Source organism: Novosphingobium taihuense, from assembly GCF_007830315.1.
Lineage (GTDB): Bacteria > Pseudomonadota > Alphaproteobacteria > Sphingomonadales > Sphingomonadaceae > Novosphingobium > Novosphingobium taihuense.
On the sequence record NZ_VLKJ01000003.1, the window covers coordinates 116,576 to 142,044 of the forward strand.

A 25,469-nucleotide genomic window follows, 5' to 3' on the forward strand; every position below is an offset into this window, starting at 1 on the left:
AAGCCACCAGCGTCTCGTGTCTGCGCTGTTCTACTCTCCGCTGGCGCACTCCGCGCAGTGGCCGCGAATTTCCACCACCGGGCGCACTTCGGCAAAGCCCGCATCCTGCGCCGCCTTGCGCAGCGCTCCGGTAAGGCTGTCATCGTCGATATGCACGGCGGTGCCGCACAAGTCGCAGATCAGGAAGATGCAGTCGTGGCGGCAACCGGGATGGCTGTTGGCCACATAGGCGTTGGCGCTCTCCACCCGGCGCGCAAGATTGGTCCGCACGAACAGGTCGAGGATGCGATAGACCGAATTGGCCGCAACGCGCTTGCCGCGCCGCGTGCCCACGCTTTCGGCAATGTCATAGGCCGATGCCGGCTTCTCGCGCTCGGCCAGCGCCTCGAACACGTCGGCACGCATCTCGGTCCACTGTTCGCCAGATGCGGTGAGTGCATCGCGAGCGGCCGCAACCAGACTGTCGCCTGCAAAGTCGTGATGGTGATGATGGTGCCCGGACATCAGCCCTAGATAGGCATGCCTTGGCCCCGGCGCAAATCAGTTCCGCGTGAACGTCGGCTTGTAGAGATCGGGGAACAGCTTCTTGAGCGCTGCAACCTTTGGCGCATCCCACCGGCGGATATAGCCGTGATCGGGATTCCTCTCGGCAAAGTCCTGATGATAGGCTTCGGCGGGGTAAAACGCCTTGTAGGGCTCAACCGTGGTCACGATCGGCTGCTTCCACAGGCCCGATTTCTTCAGCTGGCCAAGATAGGCGCCCGCCACCCGCGCCTGCTCCTTGTCCATCGGCACCAGCGCGTTACGGTACTGCGTGCCGTGGTCCGGACCCTGATAGTTAAGCTGCGTGGGGTTTGCGCCGACGGCAAAGAACACTCGCAGCAGCTGGTCGTAGCGGATCTTGGCCGGATCGTACGTCACCCGCACGGCCTCGGCGTGTCCGGTATTGCCAGAACCCACGACGTCATAGATCGCGGTCTTCTGCGCCCCGCCGTGATAACCCGAAACGACGCTGCTCACGCCCTTCAGGTGGCTGAACACCGCCTCGATGCCCCAGAAGCAGCCGCCAGCGAACACGGCCACTTTCTTGCCCGCCGCTTCATTGGCTTGCACAGCAGCAGCGGGCGTCGCCACCGCGCCTTCGGCCTGCGCCGGTTGCTGGCACGATGCGGTCAGGACTCCCGCCGCCATGAGTGCGGTCAGGATCGGGCGACGCATCTTAGTGCGACGCCTGTTCGGTATCGGGCGTGGCGAGTGCGGTCGTGCCCGAGGTGATGCCCATGACGGCAGCCCCCATCAGGAACCCGAAGGCAAGGGCACGGAAGAAGTCAGGCTTGAACAGGCCCATGGATTTTGGCTTTCACGATCTTGTCTGGCTTCGGCCTTGCACCGAGTCGCCTGAATGTTCGGTGACGCCCTGCACAGGGTTACACGCAAGCCACGAAAGTTTCTGCGAGACGTTCGGGGCGTGCGACGAACGGTTAGGCCCGAAGCTGCACCCAGATCGGCGCATGGTCGCTGGCCTTCTCGCGGCCGCGATATTCCTTGTCGACACCCGCCGCCGCCAGCCGGTCGGCCAGTTCGGGCGAAAGCAGGGCGTGGTCGATGCGGAAGCCATGGTCGCGCTGCCAGGCACCCGCCTGATAGTCCCAGAACGTCCACACCCCGCCTTGCGGATTTAAGGTGTCGATGGCGTCGGTCCAGCCATCGTTGAGAAGGCGGCGATAGGCATCGCGCGATTCCGGCTGCATCAGCGCGTCGTCAGCCATCGCCTTGACCGAGAAAGTGTCCTTGTCCTCGGGGATCACGTTGTAGTCGCCGATCACCACGGCGGGCACGTCCTCTGCCGTGATCTGGGCCATGCGCGTGCGCAGGCGCTCCATCCAGCGCAGCTTGTAGTCGAACTTCGGCCCCGGCTGCGGATTGCCGTTGGGCAAATAGATGCACACCACGCGGATGCCAAAGACATCGGCTTCGAGATAGCGCGAATGCTCGTCCTCTGGCTCGCCTGCCAGCCCGCGCTGGACTTCCACCGGCGCCTGCCCATCAGCAAGGATCGCCACGCCATTGAAGCCCTTCTGACCGTGCCAGATCGCGTGATAGCCGATCTTCTCGAACTCGGCGGCGGGAAAGCCCTCGTCCTGCGTCTTGATCTCTTGCAGGCAAGCGACGGAAGGCCGCGTCTCTTCCAGCCATTCGAGCAGGCGGGGAAGGCGCGCCTTGATCCCGTTGATGTTGAACGATGCTACCTTGATCATATGGCGAAGCTGGCGCCGCAACCACATCCCGAGGCCGCCTGCGGGTTGCTCACCCGGAAGGCCGCGCCGCCCAGCGATTCGACATATTCGACCACGCTGCCTTCCAGCAGGCCGAGGCTGACTTCGTCGACCACCAGGCGCACGCCGTCAGTCTCGGCAATCAGGTCGCCTTCCTCGGGCGCGTCGGCCAGGCCGAACTTGTACTGGAAGCCCGAACAGCCGCCGCCTTCGACCGAAAGCCGCAGGATCGCGGGCTTGGACTGCTTGGCGGCAATCGCGGCAACGCGCGCGGCAGCGCTTGGGGCGAGGGTGACCTGTGTTTCGCTCATGCCCTCAAGATAGGAGCGCGAAGCCGAAACCTCAACGTCCGATGATCAGCGGTTCCGCTCATCTTCCAGCCGGTCTTCGATCGATTCATCATGACCGGTCCCGCTGGAAAGGAACACCAGCCCCATCAGCGCCGCCATCAGCATGATCGTCAGCCAGACGCCCAGCGCCGAGGCGATGAACAGGTGGATCGAGACAAGGCCGATCTGCAGATAGAGAACATAGAGAACCACGCCGACAACGGCAGTGCTGAACAGCGCCATCCAGCGCATGATCTGCCAATAGCGTGCCCAGGCAAAGCGTGCGTTTTCAGGATCATCGAGCGGGGAATATCCGGCCATGGCTAAGTCCTTTGGCGTTCAAAGATGGTGCGCGCAACGGCTTTGACAATGGCCGCCAAGATGGCATGATCGCTACGGGAGTTAAGGCGGCCCGAAAAGACGCCCGAAGGCGCAAGTCGGCCGCATCACGAAGGAGGATGCCATGACGATTGCGCAAGTCATTCAGGGACGCGGTGAAGTTTGGAGCGTGTCGGCCGACGCGCAAGTCTCGGACGCGATCGACATGCTCGCCCACCACCGCATCGGCGCCCTGCCCGTCAGCGATGGTGACAGCGGCGTGGCTGGCATCTTTTCCGAACGCGACATGATCCGCTGCCTGCACAAGCATGGCGAAGCCGCGCTGCACATGAAGGTGCGCGACATGATGACCGCACCGGTCGTCACCGTCACCCCGCAAACCTCGGTGATGGAAGCCCTCGCACTCATGACCCAGCGCCGCTTCCGCCATCTCCCTGTTGTCGAAGGAAATCGCATGGTCGCCTTTGTCTCGATCGGGGACCTGGTGAAGCACCGCCTCGACAAGATCGAGGCCGAGGCGGACGCGATGCGGGTCTATATCCAGCAGGCCTGAGCCCACTACGCAGCGCATTTCCAACTCTCGGGGGCAGAAGGGCAACTCCCCTGCAACTCTCCCCCAACTCCCCCTGACTCCGCGGCACTTTTGCCCTGCGAAACGGCATCTCGCATTTCACGTGAAACACTCTAGGCTTCCCTCATAACTGGGGAAATCCAACATGCAGCTGACCCGCCGCTCGCTCCTCGCCGGAGCCGCCGTCACGACCGCCTCGCTCTCAATCTCGATCCGCGCGCAGGTCCTTCCGCCCGCAGGGTTCGCCACCCCGTCAGGCACCACACCCTTCCCACCCGAGGTCTATCGTGAACGCCGCGCGAAGCTGATGGCGACGCTCAAGGATGGCGTGGCGGTGATCCATGGCGCCGAGCGTGACCGGACGAGCGGCCCGGTAAGCCCGCCGTTCTATCAGTCAGGCGATTTCGCGTGGTTGACCGGGATCGTCGACGAACCCGGCGCGGTGCTGGTGCTGGCCCCGGCGGAGCGAACCTACCGCGAGTTCCTGCTGCTCCCCTCGCGCGATGTCGAGACCGAGCGGTGGGATGTCGAACGCCTGCCGCTGGGCTCGGTGATCGAGGCACGCACCGGAATACAGCGGGTGCGGCGCACTTCGGGGCTGGACGGCCTCGTCACCCAGCTCGCCGCGCGGAGCCGGACGCTGCATTTCATGGGGCCGATCACCAGCGCCTCGGCCCCGGTGCCGCCCGCGATGGACCTCTATGGCCGGGTGATGGCCCGCGTGCCCGGTTGCACCCTGAAGGACCAGAGCGCCCTTCTCCCCGCCCTGCGCACCGTCAAGGAGCCGCGCGAGCTGGAGCTGATGCGCAAGGCGCTCTCCGCAACACAGATCGGGCACCTCGCCGCGATGAAGGCGGTGCGCCCCGGCATGACCGAACGCCAGTTGACCGCCGTCCTCGAAGACGGATTCCGGCAGGGCGGGGGCGAGGGGCTGTCGTATGATTCCATAGTCGCGACCGGCCGCAACGCCGCCTCGCTGCACTATGCCCACGGCAACGCGGTGATCGGCGCGCAGGATCTGGTGCTGATCGACGCGGCTGCCTCAGTCGGCACTTATGCCTGCGACATCACGCGCACCTTCCCCGCATCGGGCAGGTTCACCGCGCAGCAGCGGGCGGACTACGAACTGGTCATGGCGGCGCAGGATGCTGCGGCCAAGCTCTTGAAACCCGGCGTGATTCACGAGGACATGACCGAGGCGGCCAGCGCCGTGTTCCGCAAGGCAGGGCGGATCGACGAGTTCACCCATGGCCTCGGGCACTTCGTCGGCCTCGATGTCCACGACGCAGGCGATTATGCCAGGCCGATCCCGGCGGGCGCGGTGATCACCATCGAACCGGGGCTCTACAACCAGCAGATGAACCAGGGCATCCGCATCGAGGATCTTTACCTCGTTACCCCCACCGGCTGCGAACGCCTGAGCATTGGCATCCCGCGCACCGTGGCCGACATCGAGGCCTTCATGGCGCGGTAATGCCACCGACCCGGCGCAAAAATCGGACAATCCCATGTCCGATTCCGCTTGCGCCGCCTGCCCCGCTTGCCATGATCTGCGGCCAATAGGGGAGTTCCTGGGATGGGTGGGCTGCTGGCCCCCGAGAATCTGCCGTTCGCCGTCGCGCTGGCCCTGCTGGCGCTGCTGGTTATTGTGCAAGTTACGGGAATATCGGATTTTCTGGGCGATGCCGACGGGCATGACGCAGACCTTGACGCAGGATCTGCGCTAGCCAGCGTAACCGGTTTGGGCGCGCTGCCCTTCGTGGTGTGGCTGTCCTTCTTCCTCGCGACATTCGGGCTCGTCGGCCTGTCGATGCAGGAACTGGTGACTTCGTTCTTCGGAGCGCCATTCGGTCCCGGCGCGGCCACGGCAATGGGGCTGCTTGCGGCATGGCCGGTCAACACCGTCATCACCCGTCTGGTCGGGCGCATCTGGCCGCATGACGAGACGACCGCCGTGCCGGTCGACGCGCTGCTCGGGCGCAAGGGCACGATCCAGATCGGCCGCGCTACCCGTGGCAGCGCAGCGCGGGCGCAAGTGCGCGACGTGCATGGGCAGGTTCACCTCGTGATGGTCGAACCGCATGAGGACAGCGCCGTTCTGGGCGAGGGCTGCGAGGTCCTGCTCGTCCGCCGCGACGGCGAGACCTTCTACGCCGTGCCGATGGACGGCCCGCTGCGCCTTGCCGACTGATTTCCTTGCAAAGTTTCTTCCTCTTCGGAGACTGACATGAACCAGCTTGTTCCCATCGCCATCTATGCAGGCACCGGCCTTGCGCTCCTGCTGGTGATCGCCTTCACGCTGACCCGGCTCTACCGCCGCGCGACCAAGGAAGTGGGCTTCGTGCGAACCGGCTTCGGCGGGGAGAAAGTGGTGATCAACGGCGGCGCGCTGGTGCTGCCGGTGCTGCACGAGACGATGCCTGTGAACATGAACACCGTGCGCCTTGCCGTGGAGCGGAAGAATACCGACGCGCTTATCACGCTCGACCGGTTGCGCATCGACGTGAAGGCCGAGTTCTACGTGCGCGTGCGCCCTGATGCCGGGGCCATCGCCATGGCCGCACAGACGCTGGGCATGCGCACGATGCAGCCCGAGGCGCTGAAGGATCTGGTCGAAGGCAAGTTCGTCGACGCGCTGCGCTCTGTTGCGGCGGGCATGACGATGAACCAGTTGCACGAACAGCGCGCTGACTTCGTGCAGAAGGTGCAGCAGGTATCCTCGAACGATCTGGCCATGAACGGGCTGGAGCTGGAATCGGTCTCGCTGACCGGGCTGGACCAGACCAGCATCGAGCACTTCAACGCCAACAACGCCTTTGACGCCGAGGGCCTGACCAAGCTGACCGAGCAGATCGAGCTGCGCAAGAAGGCGCGCAACGACATCGAGCAGGACACGCGCGTGCAGATCGAGATGAAGAATCTCGAGGCCGAGCAGCAATCCTTGAAGATCAAGCGCGACAACGAGTTTGCCCGGCTTGAACAGGAGCGCGAGATCGAGATGCGCCGCGCCGAGCAGGCGGCCGAAGTGGCGCGTGAACAATCGCTGCGCAGTCAGGAAGCCGAAGCGGCAAAAATCGAAGCGAAGAAGCTGGTCGACAGCCAGCAGATCGAGGCCGACCGTGCGGTGCAGCAGGCCCGCATTGCGCAGCAACAGGCGATCGAGATTGCCCGGCAGGAGCAGCAGATCGCGATCCAGAACAAGAGCCGTGAGGAAAGCCAGGCCAAGGCCGAAGCCGATGAGGCGCGTGCCAAGGCGGTGGCCGCCGAGGAACAGGTCGTCACCTCGCGCGAGACCGAAGTGGCCGAACGCGGCAAGCGCATCGAACTGATCGAAGCGGCCAAGGCGGCAGAACGCGACGCAATCCGGGTGAAGGTGGAAGCCGAAGCCGAGAAGGCCGCCGCTGCCAACCGCGCCGAGGCTGCCCGTCTGGAAGCAGAGGGTGAGGCCGAGGCCGAAAAGCTGCGCGCCGAAGCCGCGCGCGTGCGCTTCGAAGTGGAGGCGGCGGGCCAGCGCGCGATCAATGAGGCAGCGAACCTGCTCTCATCCGACCAGATCTCGCTGCAGACCAAGATGGCGCTGCTTAAGGTCCTGCCCGAACTGGTGCGCGAATCCGCAAAGCCGCTGGAAGCGATCGATTCGATCAAGATCGTGCAGGTCGATGGGCTGACGCGCTCGTCAGGCGGCGCAGGGGAGGGCGGGTCTCCCGCCAATGGCAACCTTGCCAGCGATGCGCTGACGGCCGCGCTGAGCTATCGCGCGCAGGCCCCGATCATCGATGGCCTGATGAAGGAACTGGGGCTGGATGGCAGATCGCTGGAGGGGCTGGTGAAGGCGGCACCGGTCGTGGCTGCGGCTCCCGCCGAAGCGACATCTGATGAGCCGGAACTCTGACAATCCTGCCTGATTTCCGAAGGACAATCGGGGAGTGGGCACGGTGCCTTAGCTGAGGGTGGAGGGGTTAGGATATCTACCCCTCCGTCAGTCCTTCGGACTGCCACCTCCCCATTTGCACTTCGTGAAAATGGGGAGGATCCCAGGGATCACCCCAGCCGCTTGGCGACGAGATCCTGCAGGTTGGCTTCGGGACGCGCGCCGTAGTGTGAGATCACTTCGGCGGCGCAGATGGCGCCGAGCGTCAGGCTGGTCGCCAGCGGCTTGTTCCGGACGTAGCCGTAGAGGAAGCCTGCGGCGAAAAGATCGCCTGCGCCGGTGGTGTCGATGACCTTGGCGATCGGTTCGGCTGGCACATGGGCGTGTTCGCCGTTGCTGATGGCGTGGGCGCCGTTCTCGCTGCGGGTGACAACGACCGTAGGCACCTTGGCGGCGAGCTGTTCGAGGCCCGCGTGGAAGTCCTCGATGCCGGTCAGCGCGGCGAGTTCGTGTTCGTTGGCGAAGAGGATGTCGATCTCTCCCGCTTCGATCAGCTCACGGAAATCATCGCCGTGGCGCGAGATGACGAAAGCGTCGGACAAGGTGAAGGCAACCTTGCGACCGGCGTTGCGCGCGGCGGTGATGGCGCGGCGCATGGCCTTGCGCGGCTCTTCCGGGTCCCACAGGTAGCCTTCGAGATAGAGCACGCTGGCCGACGCGATCTGGGCTTCGTCCAGCGCTTCGGCAGGCAGGAACTGCGAAGCGCCAAGGAACGTGTTCATCGTGCGCTGGCCATCGGGCGTGACGAAAATCAGGCAGCGCGCCGTCGGCGGCTCGTCAGCACGCGACGGCGTTTCGAAGGCGATGCCGCCTGCGCGGATATCGTGCGCGAAGACTTCGCCGAGCTGGTCGTCAGCCACCTGGCCGATGAAGCCGCACTTTGCACCGAGCGCGGCAAGACCAGCAAGCGTGTTGGCCGCCGAACCGCCCGAGATTTCGCGCGCGGGGCCCATGGCGTCGTAGAGTTCCTTGGCGCGGGCGGTGTCGACCAGGGTCATGCCGCCCTTGGCGAGGCCGAGCCGTTCGATGTCCGCATCATCGCAAGGGGCCATCACATCGACTATGGCGTTGCCGATGGCGATGACGTCGTAAAGCGGGTCGGACATTCAGGAAGGCTCCGTGATTTCGGGAATGCCCGGTGGCCTAGCCGCTCGCCTGCGTTGCAGCAAGCGCCCGAACGCGCCGGTTTGAACGTGGACTGCGCCAGTCCGTCGGAGCCACGGTTGACGATACCGCAAGGGCGGGGCATCCCCGCGCGGTGACGTTTCGTGCTGCTGCCATTCTGCTTCTTGCCCTCCTGCTCGCTTCGTGCGGTGGGGGAGGGGCGCCTTCGGGCGGCAAGACCTCCGTCGTTCGTTCCGCGCCCGCAGCACCGGTGCGCACTACCGTTCCGCGCCCTGCGCCGGTGGGCAAGCCAACGGCGCAAGTGCAGATGATCCCGGGGCTGGAAGGCGTGATCGGGTCTGACGCGCTGCAGCTGGGCCGAGCTTTCGGCACGCCGCGTCTCGACGTGATCGAGGACGATGCGCGCAAGATGCAGTGGAGCGGCACCGCCTGCATTCTCGACGTCTATCTCTACCCGCCTGCCAATGGCGGCAAGCCGACCGCGACCTATGTCGATGCGCGGCGCGGTGACGGGCGGGACGTGGATCGCGCGGCCTGCGTGGCAGCGCTCAGGAAGGCTCCGTAACGGCGCAGGTGGGGGCTGGGGGGATCGCCGCCCACGGTGCGAACGCGGCGACGCCTTCGCGTGAAACATCGGCCAGCGTGTAGCGATCGAGCACCGCAAGGAAGGCTTCGAGCGCTTCGGCCAGCACGCTGCTCAGCGCGCAATCCTCGCGCAGCGCACAAGTGGCGCAATCGGCAAGGCGCAGGCCACGCTCCAGCTTGCGCACCACGTCTCCCACGGTGATCTGGTGGGCTGGCAGAGCGAGCGCGATGCCGCCGCTGCGACCGCGCTGCGACATGGCAAATCCTGCCTGCACCAGCGCTTGGGCGACTTTTGCCACATGATGGTAGCTCAGACCCTGCTGCGCCGAGAACGCAGGCAGGCTGATCGGCCCATCCTTGCGCGCGAGCACGATCAGCAGGCGCAGGCCGAAGTCGGTGTGCTGGGTCAACTGCATCCCGGATAGATCGTTTTTCCCCTTGCGAGAATCAAGCAGACAAAATACCGGTATTTGTAATACCTGATTGGAGATCGCTGATGCGCACCGCTTCCGAACATGCAAAGACCATCGTCAAGGCCACCGCTCCGGTGATTGAGAAGCACGGGGTGGAAATCACCACCGCCATGTACAAGCGCTTGTTTGAGAACGAAGATGTGAAGGCGATGTTCGATGCCGCCGCGCAGGAAAGCGGTGAGCAGCCGCGCCGTCTGGCCGCAGCGATCCTTGCCTACTCGAAGAACATCGACAAGCTCGAGAACCTTGGCCCTGCCGTGACGCGAATGGTGCAGCGCCATGTCGAGACGGGCGTGAAGGCCGAGCATTATCCCTATGTCGCCGCGGCCCTGCTGCCGGCGATTCGCGACGTAGTGGGGGCTGACGTTGCCACCGATGAAGTCCTGGCGGCCTGGGACGAGGCATACTGGATGCTCGCCGATATCCTGATCGCCGCCGAAGCGGAAGCCTACGCCGCAGCAGCCTGAACCCCCAATCAATCGGGCTGATGCTGCAACGAGCCCGCCTGTCGCGGATCCCCTCCAAAGCGACAGGCGGGCTTTGTCGTTTTCTGTGCTTACTCCGCAGCGAAGGTGATTTCGGCGTGGGCGCGCAGGCGATCGACCAGGGCATCGCCGAGGATTGCGCCGGGGGTGCCGATCATGCCGGAGGCCTTGCTTGAGAGCAGGGCAATGCCCGTCTCGGCGATCATGCGGCTGGTCGAGCCGTAACCCGGATCGTAGCGGCCTTTCACGCCATAGCGGATGGTTTGGCCGTCCGGCATTTCTCCGACGAACAGCACGTCATAGAAGCCGGTATCGCGCTCCTCCTTCGATGGGCCTTCGCCGGGCTTGGGATCATCGGGGCGGCCGATGATCGGCGTCTTCGCCATGTGCTCGGCAATGGCCTTGCCCTGATCGCCGGGGCCGGTGAGCACCATCTCGTCATAGACGAAATCGGTGCCCCAGACATGGCCGAGCAGGGCGTTGGTGCGGTGGACGTTCTTGGTGTTGATCGCCGCCATGATGAACGGCGTTTCCCATGATCCCAGCGCATCGTCGTGCTGGACTTTGTCACCGGCAGGTTGAGCGGGGCCTTCGAAGCCGGGGGTGAGGCAGAAGCTGCTCTGCATCAGCGGGATCAGCGCGGGGTCTTTGCCAAGCGCGGCGAGCGTGGCCTTGAGGCTGGCCGCGGTGCCGCCCGAGGCGGTGCCCTTCATGCCGCGCACCCGGCCTTTGACGCGCGGGGCAGGGCGGCCGAACTTCGCCACGGCCTCCTCCTGCAGCATCAGCACACCCAGATCGAACGGGATCGAATCGAAACCGCTGGAGAAGCAGATGCGCGCGCCGGTGCGCTTTGCGTCCTCGCCATACTTGTCGATCATCTGGCGCATCCAGACAGGCTCGCCGCAAAGGTCGGCATAGTCGGTCCCCGCCGCGATGCAGGCGGCAAGCAGGGGTTCGCCATAGAGCTGGTAAGGTCCAACGGTGGTGATGACGACCCTGGCCTGTTCGACCATCGCTTCGAGACTGGCGGGATCGGCGGCGTCGGCCACGATCAGCGGGGTGTTCTTGGGCGCGTCAATCAGCGCCCGCACTTCGGCAAGCTTTGCCCCCGAACGCCCCGCCATGGCCCAGCGCGGGCCTTCCTGACCATAATGCCGCGCCAGATATTCCGCGACCAATCGCCCGGTGAACCCCGTCGCCCCATAGACGACGATGTCATAGGGCCTTTGCGACTTCTCCATCAGCCTCTCCGCCTGTTCTCGTTGTGCGGCAAGCTTGGCGAGTTCGGTGGCGAATGCAACCGGATTTAAGCGGGGGGTTAAGTGCTCGCACACTCCGTCGTCCCGGCGCAGGCCGGGACCCATGGCGCTGGTTGGCTAACACGTTGCCGGAAAGGCACGCGTAAGGTTGTCAGGCGTGGTTGTGGCGAGAGCTTGTGGGCCCCGGCCTGCGCCGGGGTGACGGTGAGTTGGTGGGGGCCGGGGTGGCTACAGCCGCGGCAGCGTCACGCCGCGCTGACCCATGTATTTGCCCGCGCGATCCGCGTAGCTTACCTCGCAGGGTTCGTTGCCCTGGAGGAACAGGAACTGGCACGCGCCTTCGTTGGCATAGATCTTGGCGGGCAGGGGGGTGGTGTTCGAGAATTCGAGCGTGACGTGGCCTTCCCAGCCGGGCTCGAGCGGGGTGACGTTCACGATAATGCCGCAGCGGGCATAGGTGCTCTTGCCGAGGCAGATCACCAGCACATCGCGCGGCACCCGGAAGTATTCGACCGTGCGGGCGAGTGCGAAGGAATTGGGCGGGATCACGCAGACGTCGGTCTCGCGGTCGACCAGGCTCGCGCCGTCGAAATTCTTGGGGTCAACCACGGCGGAATCGACGTTGGTGAAGATCTTGAATTCGCGCGCGACGCGGGCGTCATAGCCATAGGACGAAAGGCCGTAGCTGATGCAGCCATCGCGGCGCTGGTTCTCGACGAAAGGCTCGATCATGCCCTCGTTCAGCGCCTTGTCGCGGATCCACTTGTCGGAAAGAATGGCCAAGTCAGGCTCCCAATATGCGTTCAGGCGAGATTGGCGGGGCCGAAGGCGTTGGGCAAGAGCACCGAGAGGCGCATTTCCACGACTTCCTGTGCTCCGACGCAGATCACCAGCGGATCGGTGCCCCCCAATGCCGCCAGTTCGTTGAGCACCTGACGGCAGCGGCCGCAAGGGCTGATCGCAGCCTCGACCGCGCCCCCCATCCCGCCGAGCACCGCCACAGCAAGCAATCCGCCGCGCCGTCCGGCGTGGCTGGCAATGGATGCGGCCACGGTTTCGGCGCAGAGCGAGAGGCCATAGCTGGCGTTCTCGAAGTTCGCGCCGGTAACGATCGCGCCATCATCGAACAGCAGCGCCGCGCCGACGTGGAAGCCCGAATAGGGCGCATAGGCGGTGTCCATCGCGCGGCGAGCGGCGGCGATCAGGTCTTCGCGGGCATCGGCCAGGACGTCGGTCATTGTTGCACCACTACCCAGTGCAGCGGCGCATTGGCTGCATCCAGCCGCAGACGGTCGCTCGCTGTCCACATCACCCAGGGCCTGCCGGCATAGGCGGGCTCGAGGAAATCCTGTTCGACCCAGATGTTGCGGTCGATCCGGGCGGCGAGATGGTACTGCTTTTCGAGCGCGCGGGACACCATCAGGATCACCGGCTTTTCGGCGTGCTTTTCCACCTGGTTGAGGAAGGTGGTCAGCTCGCTCTGCATCTGCGCCTCGCCCGGGACCTGCTGGCAGGTGCGCGAATCGATGTCGAAGCGGATCGCGGGCGGCAGCAGATCCTTGTCGCGCGGGACGATGGTGACGAAGTTTGCCGCCTGCGCATCTGCGGACGCGCAAAGATCATAGACGTGGACCGCACCCACCTGCATGCCGCGCGCACGTGCGGCGATCAGGCCATCGGCGAAGGCGGTATCGCGCGTGGAGATGCCCTCGCTGGCGGTGAGATAGGCAAAATCGGCTCCGGCGGCGCGCAGCAGGCGCCAGTCGACCGGGCCGATGTCATCGCTCAGCCAGACGCCCTGCACGGGATAGTCGCGCCGGTCGGGCATCCAGGTGCGCGCCTTCCACCAGCCGATGCCGATAGCGACGAGCACCACCAGCAGCAGGGCTGCCAGCAGGCGCCTGCGCCCCGTGTGCGGGCGGGCAGTGTTCCGTTTCTTCGGCATGATGAGATTCGCGCGGCCCCGAGTTCTGGTTCAGCCCCTGATATGCAGCACGCAGATCAGGGTAAAGAGGCGTCGGGCGGTGGGGAAGTCGGTCTCGATCTTGCCTTCGAGGCGCTCGAGCAGGGTATCGGCGGCATCGTTGTGGATGCCGCGCCGCGCCATGTCGATCGTCTCGATCTCGGTCGCGGTCGCCTTGCGGATGGCCTGATAGTAGCTGTCGCAGATGGCAAAATATTCGCGGATCGGACGGCGGAAACGACCGAGGCCGAGAATCACGGTCTCCAGCGGGTTGCCGCCATCGTCGGCCACCGCCAGCACCAGCCGCCCATCGTCGACCGAAAGCTTGAGCCGGTATGGCCCCACGTGCCCCGCTTCGAACGCGCGCAGCGGCTTGAAGGTGTTTTCCTCGATCAGATCGAAGATCGCAATGCGCCGCTCCTGCTCGATATCGGCGTTGCGCCAGATGATCGTCGCTTCGTCCAGCTCGATATGCGAGATGCGCGGGTCGGCCATATAGGCTTCCTGTGTTGCAGACGCGTGGGGCTCGGGCAAGGCTTTTGACCCGATGCTCCCCGCTATCCACAGGGGCGATGCATTGCCGGATCGGGCCGGTTCGGGCACTATGCTGCCCATGTCCGCCAGCGAAGCCATTCTCACCCGCGAACCGTCAGAGATTCGTGCACTCCCCTCGAACGTCGAAGCCGAGGCGGCGTTTCTGGGCGCAGTGCTGATCGACAACCGCATCCTTGAAGAACTGCAGACCCCGCTCAAGCCCGAACACTTCTTTGCCGCCGTGCACGGCCGCGTTTTCGAGCGGATCATGGCGCTGATCGACCGCAAGGCGGTGGTCACCCCGGTCACGCTCAAGCCCTATTTCGAAGCGGACGAGGGGCTCAAGGAACTGGGGGGCGTTGCCTACCTCGCGCGATTGACCTCGGACGGGCAGGGCCTGCTCAACCCGCGCGAACTGGCCGAGCAGGTCTATGACCTTGCGCTGCTGCGCGAGCTGATCTCGGTTGGTCGCAACCTTGTCGAGGGCGCGCTTGATACCAGCGACTCAGTCGCCCCGCTGGAGCAGGTGGAGAAGGCCGAAGCCGCGCTCTACGCTGTGGCCGAAGGCGCGCAGACCGGCAGCGAAGCACAGAGCTTTGCGCAAGCCACGCGCGCCTCGCTCGAAATGATCGAGAAGGCGCTGCTCTCGGGCGGCCACATTTCGGGCAAGACCACGGGCCTGACCTCGGTCAACGAGAAGATCGGTGGCCTTCACGATTCCGACCTTATCATTCTCGCCGGACGTCCCGGCATGGGCAAGACCTCGCTCGTCACCAACATCGCGTTCAATGCCGCTGACCGGCTGCGGCGTGATCTGTCGGACGGCATTGCGCTCAAGGATTCGGTCGGGGCAGGGGTCGCCTTCTTCAGCCTGGAAATGAGCGCGGACCAGCTCGCCACGCGTATCCTTGCCGAACAATCGGGCATCAGCTCCGAATCGCTGCGCATGGGCCGCATCAGCCGCGAAGATTTCCAGCAGTTGTCTTTCGCCAGCCAGCGCCTTGCCGAACTGCCACTCTATATCGACGACACCCCGGCGCTGACGATCGGCTCCCTTCGCGCCCGCGCCCGCCGGTTGAAGCGCCGCCACGACATCGGCCTGATCATCGTCGACTACCTGCAGCTGCTGCAAGGATCGGGCCGCAGCGACAACCGCGTCAACGAAATCTCGGAAATTTCGCGCGGACTCAAGACTTTGGCCAAGGAATTGTCGGTCCCGGTGATCGCGCTCTCGCAGCTATCGCGTGCGGTGGAACAGCGCGACGACAAGCGTCCGATGCTGTCGGACCTGCGCGAATCGGGCTCGATCGAGCAGGACGCCGACATGGTCTGGTTCGTGTTCCGCGAGGACTACTACGTCGCCGCCAAGGAACCCAAGGTGCCGCAAGGCAACGACGATTCGAAGATCCAGGAAGCCCACGCCGCATGGCAGGCCGAGATGGAGAGGGTCTATGGCCTTGCCGAACTGATCGTCGCCAAGCAACGCCACGGCTCTACCGGCAAGGTCCGCCTGCGTTTCGAAGCGCGCATCACCCGGTTCTCCGACCTTGCGCCCGACGACATGCGCGCGGCCTATGGCGGTGGGGACGACGAGTAGGGCTTCAGGCTCCTACGCGAATCCTTGACTTTTCCACACCCCCGGCCTAACTGCCGTCCTTTCCGTAATTCTCAAGTGATTGGAGTGCCCTGATGGCGCGCGTTACCGTCGAAGATTGCGTCGACAAGGTTCCCAACCGTTTCGATCTGGTCCTGCTGGCCGCCGAACGCGCCCGCGCGATTTCGGGCGGTGCCGAACTCACCGTCGATCGTGACCGTGACAAGAACCCGGTCGTCGCCCTGCGCGAGATCGCCGAAGAGACTGTGCGCCCTGCCGTTCTCAAGGAAAACGTGATCCAGTCGCTCCAGCGCGTGCTGCCTGACGATGACGATGAAGTCGATGAGATCGGCTCGCTGTCGCAGTCGGCCGAAGCGCTGCGCATCACCGCCGCGGCACCGGTGCGCAACACCTCGCTGGGCGCTGATTACGACGGCTGATTTCGGTTCGAGATCAACAGCTTGCAAAAAGCCCGCGGTGCAAACTGCGGGCTTTTTCTTTGTCTCGCAGTTGGCTCAGGTATTTTCCAGCCTCTCAGCCATCAGCTGCCAGACCTTGTTGATCGCCTTCAGGGGGCGGACCATGACCTTGAAATCGACGATGCGCCCTTCGAGGTCGAAGCGGATCAGGTCGATGCCGTTGACGCGCACGTCGTCCATCTCGCACTCGAATTCGAGGCAGGCTTCGGGGCCGTCAACAAGCTCACGCACGTAGCGGAAGGTGCCGTTGCCGAAGACCTGGCCCGCGGCGGTGAGGTACATCAGCACTTTCTCGCGCCCCGCCTGCGGGGTGTGGACGACGGGGGAGTGGAACACGGCGTCATCGGCGACGAGTTCGTCGAGCAGCGCGATGTCGCCGCTGATCATGTACCGGTGCCATGCTGCAAGGCCGAGTTTCATGCGCTTCTCCCGTTGTTCTCATTGTGGTTAGGGCAGGGACGTTGCGCGGGCATTGATCCCGCGCAACGCCGAAGGCTCAGCCGAGGTGCTGCGCGAAGAAATCGCGCGTGCGGCGGTCGGCAAGCTGCGCGCCTTCCTCATTGCGGCGATCGCCCATCTCGGCGGCAAAGCCGTGATCGAGGCCCTCGTAATCGTAGAGCGTCACTTTCGGGTGCGGGTCGAGGCCATCGTGGATCGCCTTCTGCGCCTCGGGCCCGACGAAGTGGTCGGCCGTGGGAATGTGCAGCATCAGCGGATTGGCGATGGCGTGCGATTCGTTCAGCATCTGATCGATCATCACGCCGTAGTAGCCGACCGAGGCATCGATATCGGTCCGCGCCGCCGCCATGTAGGCCATGCGACCACCGAGGCAGAAGCCGACGAGGCCGACCTTGTCGATCCCTTCATACCCGCGCAGAAAGCGGATCGCGGCTTCGATGTCCTTGACGCCCTTGTCGGCATCGTACTGGCCGAAGTAGCCGAAGGCTTCCTGCAGTTGCTCGGGCACATCGGGATCAAGCTCGACGCCGGGAGCGAAGCGCCAGAAGATGTCAGGCGCGAGCGCCATGTAGCCCTGATCTGCCCAAGCCTCGCACTTGTGACGGATGCCGGGGTTCACCCCGAAGATCTCGGGGATGACGATGATCGCGGCGCGGATCGGGCCGTCGGGCGTTGCCAGATAACCCGGAATATCGCCTTCACCATCGAGTGCTGTAAACGTGATCTTCTCGCCCATGTCGTTCATCCTGCGATTCAATGGAGTTGGTCTGGATCCATGTTGGCCCCGACCATGGACTTTGCCAAGCGTGCATGACAGTCTTTACGCCCAAGCGGATGCCGGAAGGGACGCACATGAAAGTCACCGTCGAAGTCGATTGCACGCCCGAAGAAGCCCGCCGCTTTCTCGGCCTGCCCGATGTGTCGAAAGCAAACGAGGTCTATGTCGAAAGCGTTGCCAAGGCGATGCAGGGCGCAGGCAGTCTCGACCAGTTGCAGACCTTCGCCAAGCAGGTCGCGCCGATGGGCGAGATCGGGTTGAAGCTGTTCCAGAACTTCATGGAGCAAGGCGGGCTAGGCGCAATGACCGGTACGGGTTCGAAGAAATCGAAGGACTGACGCTTCTTTCTTGATCGTGGAGGGCCGTGATCGTTTAAGGGGGCGCGTGACCGATACGATCTTCGCCCTCTCCTCCGGCCCTGCCCCTGCGGGCATTGCCGTTATCCGCATCAGCGGCCCGCAAGCAGGATCCGCTCTTAAGACGCTTGCGGGCAAACTACCGACGCCGCGCCGCGCGACATTGGCGACGCTGGCGGATCCGCGCGACTTGACGCACCTCGACCGGACGATGGTGCTCTGGCTTCCCGGCCCAGGCACGGCGACTGGGGAGGACAGCGCCGAACTCCATCTCCATGGTGGGCGCGCGGTTGTTGCAGCCGTGGAAGCAGCCCTTTCCACGCTGTCCGGATTGCGACGTGCGCAGCCGGGAGAGTTCACCCGTCGCGCTTTTGCCAATGGACGGATCGATCTGGCCGAGGCTGAGGGCTTGGCCGACCTGCTTTCTGCCGAGACCGAGTTGCAACGCCGCGCTGCGCTCGCCATGGCCGAAGGCGCGCTTTCACGTGAAACGGAGCGCTGGCGAAATGCCTTGTTGGGCATCTCGGCGAAGCTAGAAGCGGCTCTCGATTTTTCCGATGAGGACGATGTCGGTGCAGGGCAGGACGCGCTTCCGCCGGGATTTGCCGCGGACTGCGCGGCAATGGCGCACGACCTTGATGCCTGGCTCGTCCGCCCGCGCGCCGAGCCGTTGAAGGAGGGCTTCCGCGTCGTCTTGGCAGGCCCGCCCAATGCGGGGAAGTCGACGCTGTTCAACGCGCTGGTCCAGCAGGAGGCCGCGATCACGGCCGCCGAGCCGGGAACGACACGTGACGTCCTGACCTTCGCCGCCTCGCTCGATGGCGTGCCATTCACCTTCGTCGACACCGCTGGTCTTCGCGATGAAGGTGCAGGCGAGATCGAACGGATCGGCATTGCCCGGGCGCGAGCGGCGGCCGAGAAGGCAGACCTCATCCTGTGGCTGGGGCCTGAAGGTGAGGGACCAGAAGGACGGGCGCTGTGGGAGGTAGCGGCGCGCACGGATGATCCCGATGCTCCGCGCAAATCTGAGACTGCCTTGCGGCTTTCGGCGCGGACAGGCGAGGGGATGGCGCAACTGCGTGAGGCCTTGATCGCGCATGCCCGTCATTCCTTGCCTGGACCGGGAGAGGCCGCACTCAATCAGCGGCAGCATGAGCGGCTCGGGCAGGTCGCGGCTGCGCTTGATCAGGCGCAGCGTGAATGTGATCCTTTGTTGGCGGCGGAGAATCTGCGGCTCGCGCGCATTGCGCTCGACGCGCTGGTTGGACGCACCAGCACAGAGGACATGCTGGATGCATTGTTTGGGCGGTTCTGCATCGGGAAGTAGGTGTTTCACGTGGAACATTGCCCTGCCTCCTGCTCACCCCTTTGCGAGATTTACGAAGTGGGTGAGCGGCTGTTTCACGTGAAACACTCCATCTGAAACTTTGACGCGAATCCTCAACTCGCGTATCGCGCGAAGCCATGCACCAGTTCGATATCATCGTGGTCGGCGGCGGACATGCCGGCGTCGAGGCTGCTGCCGTTGCGGCGCGGATGGGCGCGCGCACGGCGCTGGTTTCGTTTGATCCGGCAACGGTCGGGGCGATGAGCTGCAACCCGGCCATCGGCGGCTTGGGCAAGGGCCATCTGGTTCGAGAGGTCGATGCCTTCGACGGACTGATCGCGCGCGCTGCGGATGCTGGGGCAATTCACTACCGGATGCTCAACCGCTCAAGGGGCAGCGCCGTGCAAGGGCCACGTGTGCAGGCGGATCGCAAGCGTTTCAAGGCAGCGATCCAGCGCATGATTGCCGCGCAGCCGAACCTCATCGTAGTCGGCGGAGAAGCGGCGGCGCTGCATATCGAGCATGGCCAAGTCGCGGGGATCGACCTCGCCGATGGCTCCCGGCTTGAGGGCAGGGCGGTCGTGCTCTGCACCGGCACGTTCTTGGGCGGGCGGCTGTTCCGGGGCGAGGAGCGCATGGATGGCGGACGCATCGGCGAGGATTCGGCACATCGTCTGGCGCAGCAGCTGCGCGCGGCGAACCTGCCGATGGCACGACTCAAGACCGGGACGCCGCCGCGCATCGATGGCCGGACCATCGACTGGGCGCGCTTGCCAGAGCAGCCGAGCGATGCCGATCCCTGGACGATGTCGCCGCTGACCAAGGCGCGTCCACTGCCGCAAGTGTTCTGCGCCATTGCCCGCACCAACGGGCGAACGCACGACATCATCCGCAGTGGGCTCGATCGTTCACCACTGTTCACCGGCGCGATCGGCGCGCAAGGCCCGCGCTACTGCCCGTCGATCGAGGACAAGATCCATCGCTTCGGCGACCGCGACGGGCATCAGGTATTCCTTGAGCCGGAAAGTCTCGACGACAGCACGGTCTATCCCAATGGTGTCTCGACATCGTTGCCGACTGACGTGCAGGTAGCGATGATCCGTTCGATGGAAGGGCTTGAGCAGGCCGAGATCACCGTGCCGGGCTATGCGGTGGAGTACGACCACATCGATCCGCGCGCGCTCAATCGCGGGCTGGAGGTCAAGGCCATTCCCGGGCTTTACTGCGCCGGACAGATCAATGGAACGACCGGGTATGAGGAAGCCGCAGCGCAGGGGCTGGTCGCGGGGATGCACGCCGCCGCTGCCGTACTGGGCCGCGAAACCCCCGAGCTGGACCGTGCCAATTCCTACATGGCGGTGATGATCGACGACCTTACGCTGCACGGGGTGAGTGAGCCTTACCGCATGCTGACCGCCCGCGCCGAATACCGCCTGCGCCTGCGCGCGAACAATGCTTCAACGCGCTTGACGCCGGTCGGGCTGGCGGTGGGCTGCATCGGCGAGGAGCGGCGGCAGTGGTTCGAGGAGCGGCTTGCCCAGCGCGACAGGCTTGGAGACTTGCTCACACAGGATGCGACGCCCACCGAACTGAACCGTGCGGGAATGCCCGTTCGCGCCGATGGATCGCGGCGGACGCTCAAGGAGTGGCTGCGCTTTCCCGAGGTCACCTTGGACACGCTGCAGCCGTGGATTGGGGACGAGCGCGTCGATCCGCTGCTGGCCGAAGAGGTCGAGGAAGACGCGGCTTACGCGCCTTATCTCGCGCGGCAGGATGCCGAACTGCGTGATCTGCGTGCCTCTGATAGCGTGCCTCTTGGCGCAGGATTTCCCTTCGGCGCCGTGCCGGGCCTGTCGCGCGAGATGGTCGAGAGGCTGGAGAAGGCGCAGCCTGATACGCTCGCTGCAGCCGGACGGATCGCGGGCATCACGCCCGCGGCTCTTGCCAGCCTGCTGGTCCATGCGCGGCGGAGGTTGGCTGCGTGAATCTGCTCGTCACTGAAGCCGAAGCCCAGGACTGGCTCCGCAGCGTTCTGCAGGTCGATGACGCCCGGATGGATCGTCTGTCGAACCTCGTCGCTCTGCTGCTGGAAGAGAACGAGCGGCAGAACCTTGTGGCTCGCGGGACGCTGGCGCATGTGTGGGTGCGCCACATCGTAGACTCGGCGCAGCTGCTTCATGTTTCACGTGAAACACTTCCCGAGGGCGAATGGCTTGACCTTGGGACGGGCGCCGGATTTCCTGGTCTGGTGATTGCGGCGCTTCAGCCCGAGCGCCCCGTCACGTTGGTCGATTCGCGCAGATTGCGCACCGAGTGGTTGCAGCGCGCAGCCGATGCGCTTGGCCTGGATCGGGTGAGCGTCGTTCTCTCCCGCGTCGAGGATCTTCCCAGCGGTCCGCACGCCGTGATCTCGGCACGCGCTTTTGCACCGCTGGACAAACTGGTTACGCTTTCCGCCCGCTTTTCCACACCCGACACGGTCTGGCTGTTGCCGAAAGGGGCAGGGGCACCGCATGAATTGCAGGTGCTCCCCGACTCATGGAATCACCTGTTCCACGTGGAACAATCGCTGACCGATGAGAATGCCGGGATCATCGTCGGGCGACTGCTCGGCGGGAGTGCACCGCGAACGACGAAAGCCAAAGGCAAGCGCACATGATCACCGTCGCCGTTGCAAACCAGAAGGGCGGAGTGGGCAAGACCACCACCGCGATCAACATCGCCACGGCGCTGGCCGCGACCGGATGGAAATCGCTGCTGATTGATCTCGATCCGCAGGGCAACTGCTCGACGGGCATCGGCATTTCATCGGGCGAGCGCGAGCGGTCTTCCTATGACCTGCTGATCGATCAGGCTTCGGTCGCCGATTGTCTGATGCCGACGCGCATTCCCGGGCTCGACATCGTTCCTGCCACGGTCGACCTTTCAGGCGCCGAGGTTGAACTGGTGAGTGTGGAGGACCGCACGCACCGTTTGCGCAAGGTGCTGACCGCTGACACCGGGCACGACATCTGCCTGATCGACTGCCCGCCATCGCTCGGTCTGCTGACGCTCAACGCTCTGACTGCGGCGGATTCGATCCTTGTTCCGTTGCAGTGCGAGTTCTTTGCGCTCGAAGGGTTGAGCCAATTGTTGCAAACGGTCGAGCGGGTGCAGGAGCGCTTCAATCCTGACCTCGGCATCCTCGGCATCGTCCTGACCATGTATGACCGGCGCAACCGGTTGACCGACCAAGTGGCCGATGACGTGCGTTCGTGCCTGCGCGACCTGGTGTTCGAAAGCGTGATCCCGCGCAACGTGCGCCTGTCCGAAGCGCCGAGCCATGGGCTCCCCGCGCTGATCTATGACCATGCCTGCCCCGGATCGCAGGCCTACATGAAGCTGGCCCGCGAACTGATCGGCCGGCTGCCCGAACGGAGGATTGCGGCATGAGTGGCGACGAAGCAGTCAAGGCACCGGCACGCAGGACCGGATTGGGTCGCGGACTTGGTGCGCTCATGGGCGAAGTACGCCGCGAGGAGCCGATTGCGCGCATTTCTGTCTCGGGCGAGGAAGGTGCTGCATCGCGCGATGGCGGCCTGGCGCTGCTCATGGTCGCGTCGATCGAGCCGCATCCCGATCAGCCGCGCCGCCACTTCGACGAGGACGCTCTCGAGGAACTGGCACAGTCGATCGCCGCACGCGGCGTGATCCAGCCCGTCGTCGTGCGGCCGATCGCTGGCGGACGCTATCAGCTCGTCGCGGGTGAGCGGCGCTGGCGTGCGGCGCAGAAGGCGCAAGTGCACGAGATCCCGGCCATCGTGCGCAAGCTCGATGATCGCGATGTGGCCGCGCTTGCACTGATCGAGAACCTTCAGCGCGAAGACCTGAACCCCGTGGAAGAGGCGCGTGCCTATCAGCGCCTGGCCGATAGCGAGGGGCTGACGCAGAACGACATCGCCAAGTTCGTCGACAAGTCGCGCAGCCACGTGGCGAACATGATGCGCCTGCTTGGCCTGCCCGATGACGTTCTCGACATGGTCGTGCGCAGCGAACTGTCGATGGGCCATGCGCGCGCGCTGATCAATGCGCCCGATCCGGTTTCCCTGGCACGCGAAGTGATCGCCAAGGACCTTTCGGTGCGCGATACCGAGAAACTGGCGCGCAAGGCGACGCGGCCCGAAGGCCAGCGGCGGCAGGCGCGTGCCGGCAAGGACTCCGTGGGTGCTGCGGATCTCGCCGCGATCGAGCAGCATCTTGAGGATTTCCTCGGGCTCAAGGTCTCGATCCAACCCGACTCCGATCCGACGACCGGTGCCGTGACGATTCGCTACAAGAATCTCGACCAGCTGGACCTGATCTGCGGGCGATTGACCGGGGGCGACTTCTAAGTCGCTGGCAAGAAGGGGACATCCTTGACGTCACGACGTCAGTTGTCCTGCACCAACGTGCATTAATTGGTCGATTAAATATTCGTTGACCGGACTAGGGCTGTGCGCATAGATTGGTGCGATAACAGTTCATGACCGGAGAGATTGGCCATGTCGCTCGACCTGATCCCGCGCACTGCCTACAATGAAGACCACGAAGCCTTCCGTCACAGCGTGCGGCGTTTCCTGCAGGACGAAATCGCGCCTCACGCAGCGGAATGGGGTGAGGCGGGCATCGTGCCCAAGTCCGTCTGGCCCAAGGCCGGCGCCGTCGGCATGCTCTGCCCGACTGTGCCCGAGGAGTACGGCGGTCTTGGCCTCGACTTCGGATACAATGCGATCGTCGATGAAGAGAGCGCCTATTACGGCCGCGTAACCACCGGCTTCTCGCTGCAATCGGACATCGTGGTCAATTATATCGTCTCCTACGGCTCGGAAGAGCAGAAGAAGAAGTGGCTGCCCAAGATGGTCTCGGGTGAGGTGATCACCGCCATCGCCATGACTGAACCCGGCACCGGTTCCGACCTTCAGGGCATGAAGACCACCGCCAAGAAGGACGGCAACCATTACGTGATCAACGGGTCCAAGACCTACATCACCAATGGCCAGAACGCTGACCTGATACTGGTGTGCTGCAAGACCGACACCGACGTGCAGCCGGCATGGAAGGGCGTCTCGATCGTGCTGGTCGAGGCCGATCGCGAAGGTTTCAAGCGCGGCCGCAATCTCGACAAGATCGGGCAGGACGAGGCGGATACATCGGAGCTGTTCTTCGAGGACGTGCGCGTGCCGATCACCAATTGCCTCGGCGAAGAGGGCAAGGGCTTCATCTACCTGATGAGCGAACTGCCGCAGGAGCGCCTGTCGATTGCTGTCAGCGCCCAGGCTTCGGCGCAGAAGGCGTTCGACGATACCGTGGAATTCACGCGCGAGCGCAAGGCCTTCGGCAAGCCGATCCTCGACTTCCAGAACACCCGCTTCACGCTGGCCGATCTCAAGACCAAGCTGCAGGTGGGCTGGGCGCACCTTGATTGGGCGCTTACTCGTCACCTCAAGCGTGAACTGACTGCCGAGGAAGGTGCAGCTGCAAAGCTGTGGCACACCGAACTGCAGTGGGAAGTGATGGACAAGTGCCTCCAGCTCCACGGCGGCGCTGGCTACATGAACGAGTATGCGATCGCCCGTGCATGGCGCGGTGCGCGCGTGACGCGCATCTTCGGCGGCACCAACGAGATCATGAAGGAGCTGATCGGGCGCAAGCTCTGAACGTTCAGCCTTCGCTGCATTCCCACATGCGTGGGAATGACGCTGTTGGATACTGAAACGGCCCGCTCTCCAGACCGGAGGGCGGGCCGTTTCGCTTCAGACTTCAGGAATTGGCCGGTTCAGCCCGTGTAAACGCGCTTTTCCTTGACCCGCTTTTCCTTGATGATCTTCGGGCGCGGGGGGATCACGCGGCTGCGCTTGGCCTCGACCCAGGTTTCGGTGACGACAGTCGTTTCGACGCAGGGCTTCTGCGGTGGAAGCATGACCGGGACCATCACGTAGCCATAAGGCGCGTAGCCGGGGTAGTAGCCGGGGTAGGCGGCACCCGGGTATCCCTGCGGCGGGAGCGAGGCGAAGTAATCGTCGCATTCGCGGCGCAGGCCCTTGTCCTCGGCCTTGTCGATCACATTGCCCGCAACGGCTCCAGCGACTGCACCGACCGCGGTACCAAGAACGCGGTTACCCTTGCCAGCGATGCGATTGCCCGCCACGCCGCCCAGCACACCGCCCAGCAGCGCTCCGCCGACGCCCTTGTCGCCATAGACCTTGGCGCAGCGCTCGTTCATTTCGGCCCAGCGCGGATCGGGTTGCGGATAGTAGCCTTGTTGTGGGGTCGACGGGGTATCGACGAGCGGCTGCGTCATCACGACCGTGGGGTAGGGCGCGCCGATCATCGGCGGGTAGTAGATCGGCCCCGCAGCGCTACCGTAATAGCCGCCTCCATAGGATCCACCCTGGTATCCACCCTGCCAGCTACCGCCGGCCTGACCACTGTGGTGATGATCCCCCGCCATTGCCGGAGACGACGCGGCTCCGAGCGCCAGCGCTGCGAGTGTAAGACGACGAAGCATGCGGTTTGCCCCAGATAAGGTTCGTTAACCGCAAACTTACCATCATGACCCGTACAAAACCAAGGTTTCAGGCGCGGCAG

The 25,469-nt window shown here is 64.4% G+C and carries 31 protein-coding genes; 15 read left to right on the top strand and 16 right to left on the bottom strand.

Annotated features, from left to right (window positions below; translation table 11 throughout):
• Positions 1 to 30: 30 nt before the first annotated feature.
• The 6 genes from IQ25_RS07730 to IQ25_RS07750 form a co-directional block, all read right to left on the bottom strand.
• Positions 31 to 504: a Fur family transcriptional regulator gene (locus tag IQ25_RS07730; RefSeq protein ID WP_144904479.1), complete on the bottom strand. Its 474-nt coding sequence runs from the start codon at positions 502 to 504 to the stop codon at positions 31 to 33.
• A gap of 36 nt (positions 505 to 540) precedes the next feature.
• Positions 541 to 1,218, bottom strand: a complete 678-nt coding sequence (gene msrA / locus IQ25_RS07735) for a peptide-methionine (S)-S-oxide reductase MsrA (protein ID WP_144904481.1) — start codon at positions 1,216 to 1,218, stop codon at positions 541 to 543.
• A gap of 1 nt (position 1,219) precedes the next feature.
• Positions 1,220 to 1,348 carry a hypothetical protein gene (locus IQ25_RS21340; RefSeq protein ID WP_258536982.1) on the bottom strand — a complete coding sequence of 43 codons (129 nt, stop codon included), beginning with the start codon at positions 1,346 to 1,348 and terminating at the stop codon, positions 1,220 to 1,222.
• A gap of 133 nt (positions 1,349 to 1,481) precedes the next feature.
• Entirely contained in the window at positions 1,482 to 2,258 is a 777-nt protein-coding gene (xth, locus tag IQ25_RS07740) for an exodeoxyribonuclease III (protein WP_144904483.1), read from the bottom strand.
• Positions 2,255 to 2,587 carry a HesB/IscA family protein gene (locus IQ25_RS07745; protein WP_144904485.1) on the bottom strand — a complete coding sequence of 111 codons (333 nt, stop codon included), beginning with the start codon at positions 2,585 to 2,587 and terminating at the stop codon, positions 2,255 to 2,257. The genes xth and IQ25_RS07745 overlap by 4 nt, the downstream gene beginning before the upstream one ends.
• A gap of 45 nt (positions 2,588 to 2,632) precedes the next feature.
• Entirely contained in the window at positions 2,633 to 2,926 is a 294-nt protein-coding gene (locus IQ25_RS07750) for a hypothetical protein (protein WP_144904486.1), read from the bottom strand.
• A gap of 142 nt (positions 2,927 to 3,068) precedes the next feature.
• Between IQ25_RS07750 and IQ25_RS07755 the strand changes: the two genes are divergently transcribed.
• The 4 genes from IQ25_RS07755 to IQ25_RS07770 all read left to right on the top strand — a co-directional run bounded on the left by IQ25_RS07755 (position 3,069) and on the right by IQ25_RS07770 (position 7,407).
• The gene (locus tag IQ25_RS07755) at positions 3,069 to 3,497 is read left to right on the top strand and encodes a CBS domain-containing protein (protein ID WP_144904488.1); all 429 of its coding nucleotides are present in this window, start codon (positions 3,069 to 3,071) and stop codon (positions 3,495 to 3,497) included.
• 163 nt (positions 3,498 to 3,660) lie between these two features.
• A complete protein-coding gene (locus IQ25_RS07760; protein WP_144904490.1) occupies positions 3,661 to 4,989 on the top strand; it encodes an aminopeptidase P family protein in 1,329 nt (442 codons plus the stop codon).
• Between the two features lie 102 nt (positions 4,990 to 5,091).
• Positions 5,092 to 5,706 carry an OB-fold-containig protein gene (locus tag IQ25_RS07765; protein WP_144904492.1) on the top strand — a complete coding sequence of 205 codons (615 nt, stop codon included), beginning with the start codon at positions 5,092 to 5,094 and terminating at the stop codon, positions 5,704 to 5,706.
• A gap of 36 nt (positions 5,707 to 5,742) precedes the next feature.
• On the top strand, positions 5,743 to 7,407 hold the full coding sequence (locus tag IQ25_RS07770; RefSeq protein WP_144904494.1) for a flotillin family protein: 1,665 nt from the start codon (positions 5,743 to 5,745) through the stop codon (positions 7,405 to 7,407).
• A 149-nt stretch (positions 7,408 to 7,556) separates the two neighbouring features.
• On the opposite strand, the gene IQ25_RS07775 is transcribed toward IQ25_RS07770, so the two are convergent.
• Positions 7,557 to 8,552 carry an adenosine kinase gene (locus IQ25_RS07775; RefSeq protein WP_144904496.1) on the bottom strand — a complete coding sequence of 332 codons (996 nt, stop codon included), beginning with the start codon at positions 8,550 to 8,552 and terminating at the stop codon, positions 7,557 to 7,559.
• A 152-nt stretch (positions 8,553 to 8,704) separates the two neighbouring features.
• On the opposite strand from IQ25_RS07775, the gene IQ25_RS07780 reads away from it, so the two are divergent.
• Positions 8,705 to 9,136: a hypothetical protein gene (locus IQ25_RS07780; RefSeq protein ID WP_181447202.1), complete on the top strand. Its 432-nt coding sequence runs from the start codon at positions 8,705 to 8,707 to the stop codon at positions 9,134 to 9,136.
• Here the strand turns inward: IQ25_RS07780 and IQ25_RS07785 are convergent.
• A complete protein-coding gene (locus IQ25_RS07785; protein WP_144904498.1) occupies positions 9,120 to 9,572 on the bottom strand; it encodes an RrF2 family transcriptional regulator in 453 nt (150 codons plus the stop codon). The two genes, IQ25_RS07780 and IQ25_RS07785, sit on opposite strands and share 17 nt — an antisense overlap.
• 80 nt (positions 9,573 to 9,652) lie before the next feature.
• Between IQ25_RS07785 and IQ25_RS07790 the strand changes: the two genes are divergently transcribed.
• Positions 9,653 to 10,096 (top strand): globin domain-containing protein, encoded by a 444-nt coding sequence (locus IQ25_RS07790; protein WP_144904500.1) that lies wholly within the window; start codon positions 9,653 to 9,655, stop codon positions 10,094 to 10,096.
• A gap of 89 nt (positions 10,097 to 10,185) precedes the next feature.
• Here the strand turns inward: IQ25_RS07790 and IQ25_RS07795 are convergent, their stop codons facing one another.
• The 5 genes from IQ25_RS07795 to IQ25_RS07815 form a co-directional block, all read right to left on the bottom strand.
• Positions 10,186 to 11,355 (bottom strand): saccharopine dehydrogenase family protein, encoded by a 1,170-nt coding sequence (locus tag IQ25_RS07795; protein WP_144904502.1) that lies wholly within the window; start codon positions 11,353 to 11,355, stop codon positions 10,186 to 10,188.
• A 246-nt stretch (positions 11,356 to 11,601) separates the two neighbouring features.
• On the bottom strand, positions 11,602 to 12,156 hold the full coding sequence (dcd, locus tag IQ25_RS07800) for a dCTP deaminase (protein WP_144904504.1): 555 nt from the start codon (positions 12,154 to 12,156) through the stop codon (positions 11,602 to 11,604).
• A 20-nt stretch (positions 12,157 to 12,176) separates the two neighbouring features.
• A complete protein-coding gene (locus IQ25_RS07805) occupies positions 12,177 to 12,611 on the bottom strand; it encodes a cytidine deaminase (RefSeq protein ID WP_144904506.1) in 435 nt (144 codons plus the stop codon).
• Positions 12,608 to 13,318: a glycoside hydrolase family 25 protein gene (locus IQ25_RS07810; RefSeq protein WP_144904508.1), complete on the bottom strand. Its 711-nt coding sequence runs from the start codon at positions 13,316 to 13,318 to the stop codon at positions 12,608 to 12,610. The genes IQ25_RS07805 and IQ25_RS07810 overlap by 4 nt, the downstream gene beginning before the upstream one ends.
• Before the next feature lie 30 nt (positions 13,319 to 13,348).
• The gene (locus tag IQ25_RS07815) at positions 13,349 to 13,831 is read right to left on the bottom strand and encodes a UPF0262 family protein (protein WP_144904510.1); all 483 of its coding nucleotides are present in this window, start codon (positions 13,829 to 13,831) and stop codon (positions 13,349 to 13,351) included.
• Positions 13,832 to 13,949: 118 nt separating this feature from the next.
• On the opposite strand from IQ25_RS07815, the gene IQ25_RS07820 reads away from it, so the two are divergent.
• Positions 13,950 to 15,467 (top strand): replicative DNA helicase, encoded by a 1,518-nt coding sequence (locus IQ25_RS07820; RefSeq protein WP_144904512.1) that lies wholly within the window; start codon positions 13,950 to 13,952, stop codon positions 15,465 to 15,467.
• A gap of 92 nt (positions 15,468 to 15,559) precedes the next feature.
• Entirely contained in the window at positions 15,560 to 15,904 is a 345-nt protein-coding gene (rpoZ, locus tag IQ25_RS07825) for a DNA-directed RNA polymerase subunit omega (RefSeq protein ID WP_039333165.1), read from the top strand.
• 75 nt (positions 15,905 to 15,979) lie between these two features.
• Here the strand turns inward: rpoZ and IQ25_RS07830 are convergent, their stop codons facing one another.
• Both IQ25_RS07830 and IQ25_RS07835 read right to left on the bottom strand, forming a co-directional pair.
• Complete coding sequence (locus tag IQ25_RS07830) at positions 15,980 to 16,363, bottom strand: nuclear transport factor 2 family protein (RefSeq protein WP_144904514.1); 384 nt, start codon at positions 16,361 to 16,363, stop codon at positions 15,980 to 15,982.
• A gap of 76 nt (positions 16,364 to 16,439) precedes the next feature.
• Positions 16,440 to 17,138 carry a dienelactone hydrolase family protein gene (locus IQ25_RS07835; RefSeq protein WP_144904516.1) on the bottom strand — a complete coding sequence of 233 codons (699 nt, stop codon included), beginning with the start codon at positions 17,136 to 17,138 and terminating at the stop codon, positions 16,440 to 16,442.
• Between the two features lie 116 nt (positions 17,139 to 17,254).
• On the opposite strand from IQ25_RS07835, the gene IQ25_RS07840 reads away from it, so the two are divergent.
• The 7 genes from IQ25_RS07840 (at position 17,255) to IQ25_RS07870 (ending at position 24,538) form a co-directional block, all read left to right on the top strand.
• The gene (locus tag IQ25_RS07840; protein WP_144904518.1) at positions 17,255 to 17,518 is read left to right on the top strand and encodes a DUF6489 family protein; all 264 of its coding nucleotides are present in this window, start codon (positions 17,255 to 17,257) and stop codon (positions 17,516 to 17,518) included.
• 46 nt (positions 17,519 to 17,564) lie between these two features.
• Complete coding sequence (mnmE, locus tag IQ25_RS07845; protein WP_144904520.1) at positions 17,565 to 18,863, top strand: tRNA uridine-5-carboxymethylaminomethyl(34) synthesis GTPase MnmE; 1,299 nt, start codon at positions 17,565 to 17,567, stop codon at positions 18,861 to 18,863.
• A 137-nt stretch (positions 18,864 to 19,000) separates the two neighbouring features.
• Positions 19,001 to 20,848, top strand: coding sequence for a tRNA uridine-5-carboxymethylaminomethyl(34) synthesis enzyme MnmG (gene mnmG / locus IQ25_RS07850; protein ID WP_144904522.1), 1,848 nt, complete (start codon positions 19,001 to 19,003; stop codon positions 20,846 to 20,848).
• Between the two features lie 2 nt (positions 20,849 to 20,850).
• The gene (gene rsmG, locus IQ25_RS07855; protein WP_181447216.1) at positions 20,851 to 21,522 is read left to right on the top strand and encodes a 16S rRNA (guanine(527)-N(7))-methyltransferase RsmG; all 672 of its coding nucleotides are present in this window, start codon (positions 20,851 to 20,853) and stop codon (positions 21,520 to 21,522) included.
• Complete coding sequence (locus tag IQ25_RS07860; protein ID WP_144904526.1) at positions 21,519 to 22,295, top strand: ParA family protein; 777 nt, start codon at positions 21,519 to 21,521, stop codon at positions 22,293 to 22,295. Before rsmG ends, IQ25_RS07860 begins: the two co-directional genes overlap by 4 nt.
• Positions 22,292 to 23,233 carry a ParB/RepB/Spo0J family partition protein gene (locus IQ25_RS07865; RefSeq protein WP_144904528.1) on the top strand — a complete coding sequence of 314 codons (942 nt, stop codon included), beginning with the start codon at positions 22,292 to 22,294 and terminating at the stop codon, positions 23,231 to 23,233. Before IQ25_RS07860 ends, IQ25_RS07865 begins: the two co-directional genes overlap by 4 nt.
• A 150-nt stretch (positions 23,234 to 23,383) precedes the next feature.
• A complete protein-coding gene (locus IQ25_RS07870) occupies positions 23,384 to 24,538 on the top strand; it encodes an acyl-CoA dehydrogenase family protein (RefSeq protein WP_144904529.1) in 1,155 nt (384 codons plus the stop codon).
• Positions 24,539 to 24,657: 119 nt separating this feature from the next.
• Here IQ25_RS07870 and IQ25_RS21430 read toward each other — a convergent pair whose 3' ends face one another.
• A complete protein-coding gene (locus tag IQ25_RS21430; RefSeq protein ID WP_276509814.1) occupies positions 24,658 to 25,389 on the bottom strand; it encodes a glycine zipper 2TM domain-containing protein in 732 nt (243 codons plus the stop codon).
• Positions 25,390 to 25,469: the final 80 nt, after the last annotated feature.

Bases quoted from the DNA above. Each gene is read 5' to 3' on its own strand.
- rpoZ (WP_039333165.1), top strand. From the start codon at position 15,560: ATGGCGCGCGTTACCGTCGAAGATTGCGTCGACAAGGTTCCCAACCGT.
- IQ25_RS07820 (WP_144904512.1), top strand. From the start codon at position 13,950: ATGTCCGCCAGCGAAGCCATTCTCACCCGCGAACCGTCAGAGATTCGT.
- IQ25_RS07770 (WP_144904494.1), top strand. From the start codon at position 5,743: ATGAACCAGCTTGTTCCCATCGCCATCTATGCAGGCACCGGCCTTGCG.
- IQ25_RS07840 (WP_144904518.1), top strand. From the start codon at position 17,255: ATGAAAGTCACCGTCGAAGTCGATTGCACGCCCGAAGAAGCCCGCCGC.
- IQ25_RS07745 (WP_144904485.1), bottom strand. From the start codon at position 2,587: ATGAGCGAAACACAGGTCACCCTCGCCCCAAGCGCTGCCGCGCGCGTT.
- IQ25_RS07860 (WP_144904526.1), top strand. From the start codon at position 21,519: ATGATCACCGTCGCCGTTGCAAACCAGAAGGGCGGAGTGGGCAAGACC.
- IQ25_RS07810 (WP_144904508.1), bottom strand. From the start codon at position 13,318: ATGCCGAAGAAACGGAACACTGCCCGCCCGCACACGGGGCGCAGGCGC.
- IQ25_RS07785 (WP_144904498.1), bottom strand. From the start codon at position 9,572: ATGCAGTTGACCCAGCACACCGACTTCGGCCTGCGCCTGCTGATCGTG.
- IQ25_RS07755 (WP_144904488.1), top strand. From the start codon at position 3,069: ATGACGATTGCGCAAGTCATTCAGGGACGCGGTGAAGTTTGGAGCGTG.
- IQ25_RS07730 (WP_144904479.1), bottom strand. From the start codon at position 504: ATGTCCGGGCACCATCATCACCATCACGACTTTGCAGGCGACAGTCTG.
- IQ25_RS07765 (WP_144904492.1), top strand. From the start codon at position 5,092: ATGGGTGGGCTGCTGGCCCCCGAGAATCTGCCGTTCGCCGTCGCGCTG.
- IQ25_RS07830 (WP_144904514.1), bottom strand. From the start codon at position 16,363: ATGAAACTCGGCCTTGCAGCATGGCACCGGTACATGATCAGCGGCGAC.
- IQ25_RS07865 (WP_144904528.1), top strand. From the start codon at position 22,292: ATGAGTGGCGACGAAGCAGTCAAGGCACCGGCACGCAGGACCGGATTG.
- IQ25_RS21430 (WP_276509814.1), bottom strand. From the start codon at position 25,389: ATGCTTCGTCGTCTTACACTCGCAGCGCTGGCGCTCGGAGCCGCGTCG.
- IQ25_RS07870 (WP_144904529.1), top strand. From the start codon at position 23,384: ATGTCGCTCGACCTGATCCCGCGCACTGCCTACAATGAAGACCACGAA.
- IQ25_RS07795 (WP_144904502.1), bottom strand. From the start codon at position 11,355: ATGGAGAAGTCGCAAAGGCCCTATGACATCGTCGTCTATGGGGCGACG.
- IQ25_RS07790 (WP_144904500.1), top strand. From the start codon at position 9,653: ATGCGCACCGCTTCCGAACATGCAAAGACCATCGTCAAGGCCACCGCT.
- IQ25_RS07815 (WP_144904510.1), bottom strand. From the start codon at position 13,831: ATGGCCGACCCGCGCATCTCGCATATCGAGCTGGACGAAGCGACGATC.
- IQ25_RS07760 (WP_144904490.1), top strand. From the start codon at position 3,661: ATGCAGCTGACCCGCCGCTCGCTCCTCGCCGGAGCCGCCGTCACGACC.
- msrA (WP_144904481.1), bottom strand. From the start codon at position 1,218: ATGCGTCGCCCGATCCTGACCGCACTCATGGCGGCGGGAGTCCTGACC.
- IQ25_RS07775 (WP_144904496.1), bottom strand. From the start codon at position 8,552: ATGTCCGACCCGCTTTACGACGTCATCGCCATCGGCAACGCCATAGTC.
- IQ25_RS21340 (WP_258536982.1), bottom strand. From the start codon at position 1,348: ATGGGCCTGTTCAAGCCTGACTTCTTCCGTGCCCTTGCCTTCGGGTTC.
- IQ25_RS07750 (WP_144904486.1), bottom strand. From the start codon at position 2,926: ATGGCCGGATATTCCCCGCTCGATGATCCTGAAAACGCACGCTTTGCC.
- IQ25_RS07835 (WP_144904516.1), bottom strand. From the start codon at position 17,138: ATGGGCGAGAAGATCACGTTTACAGCACTCGATGGTGAAGGCGATATT.
- IQ25_RS07805 (WP_144904506.1), bottom strand. From the start codon at position 12,611: ATGACCGACGTCCTGGCCGATGCCCGCGAAGACCTGATCGCCGCCGCT.
- xth (WP_144904483.1), bottom strand. From the start codon at position 2,258: ATGATCAAGGTAGCATCGTTCAACATCAACGGGATCAAGGCGCGCCTT.
- mnmG (WP_144904522.1), top strand. From the start codon at position 19,001: ATGCACCAGTTCGATATCATCGTGGTCGGCGGCGGACATGCCGGCGTC.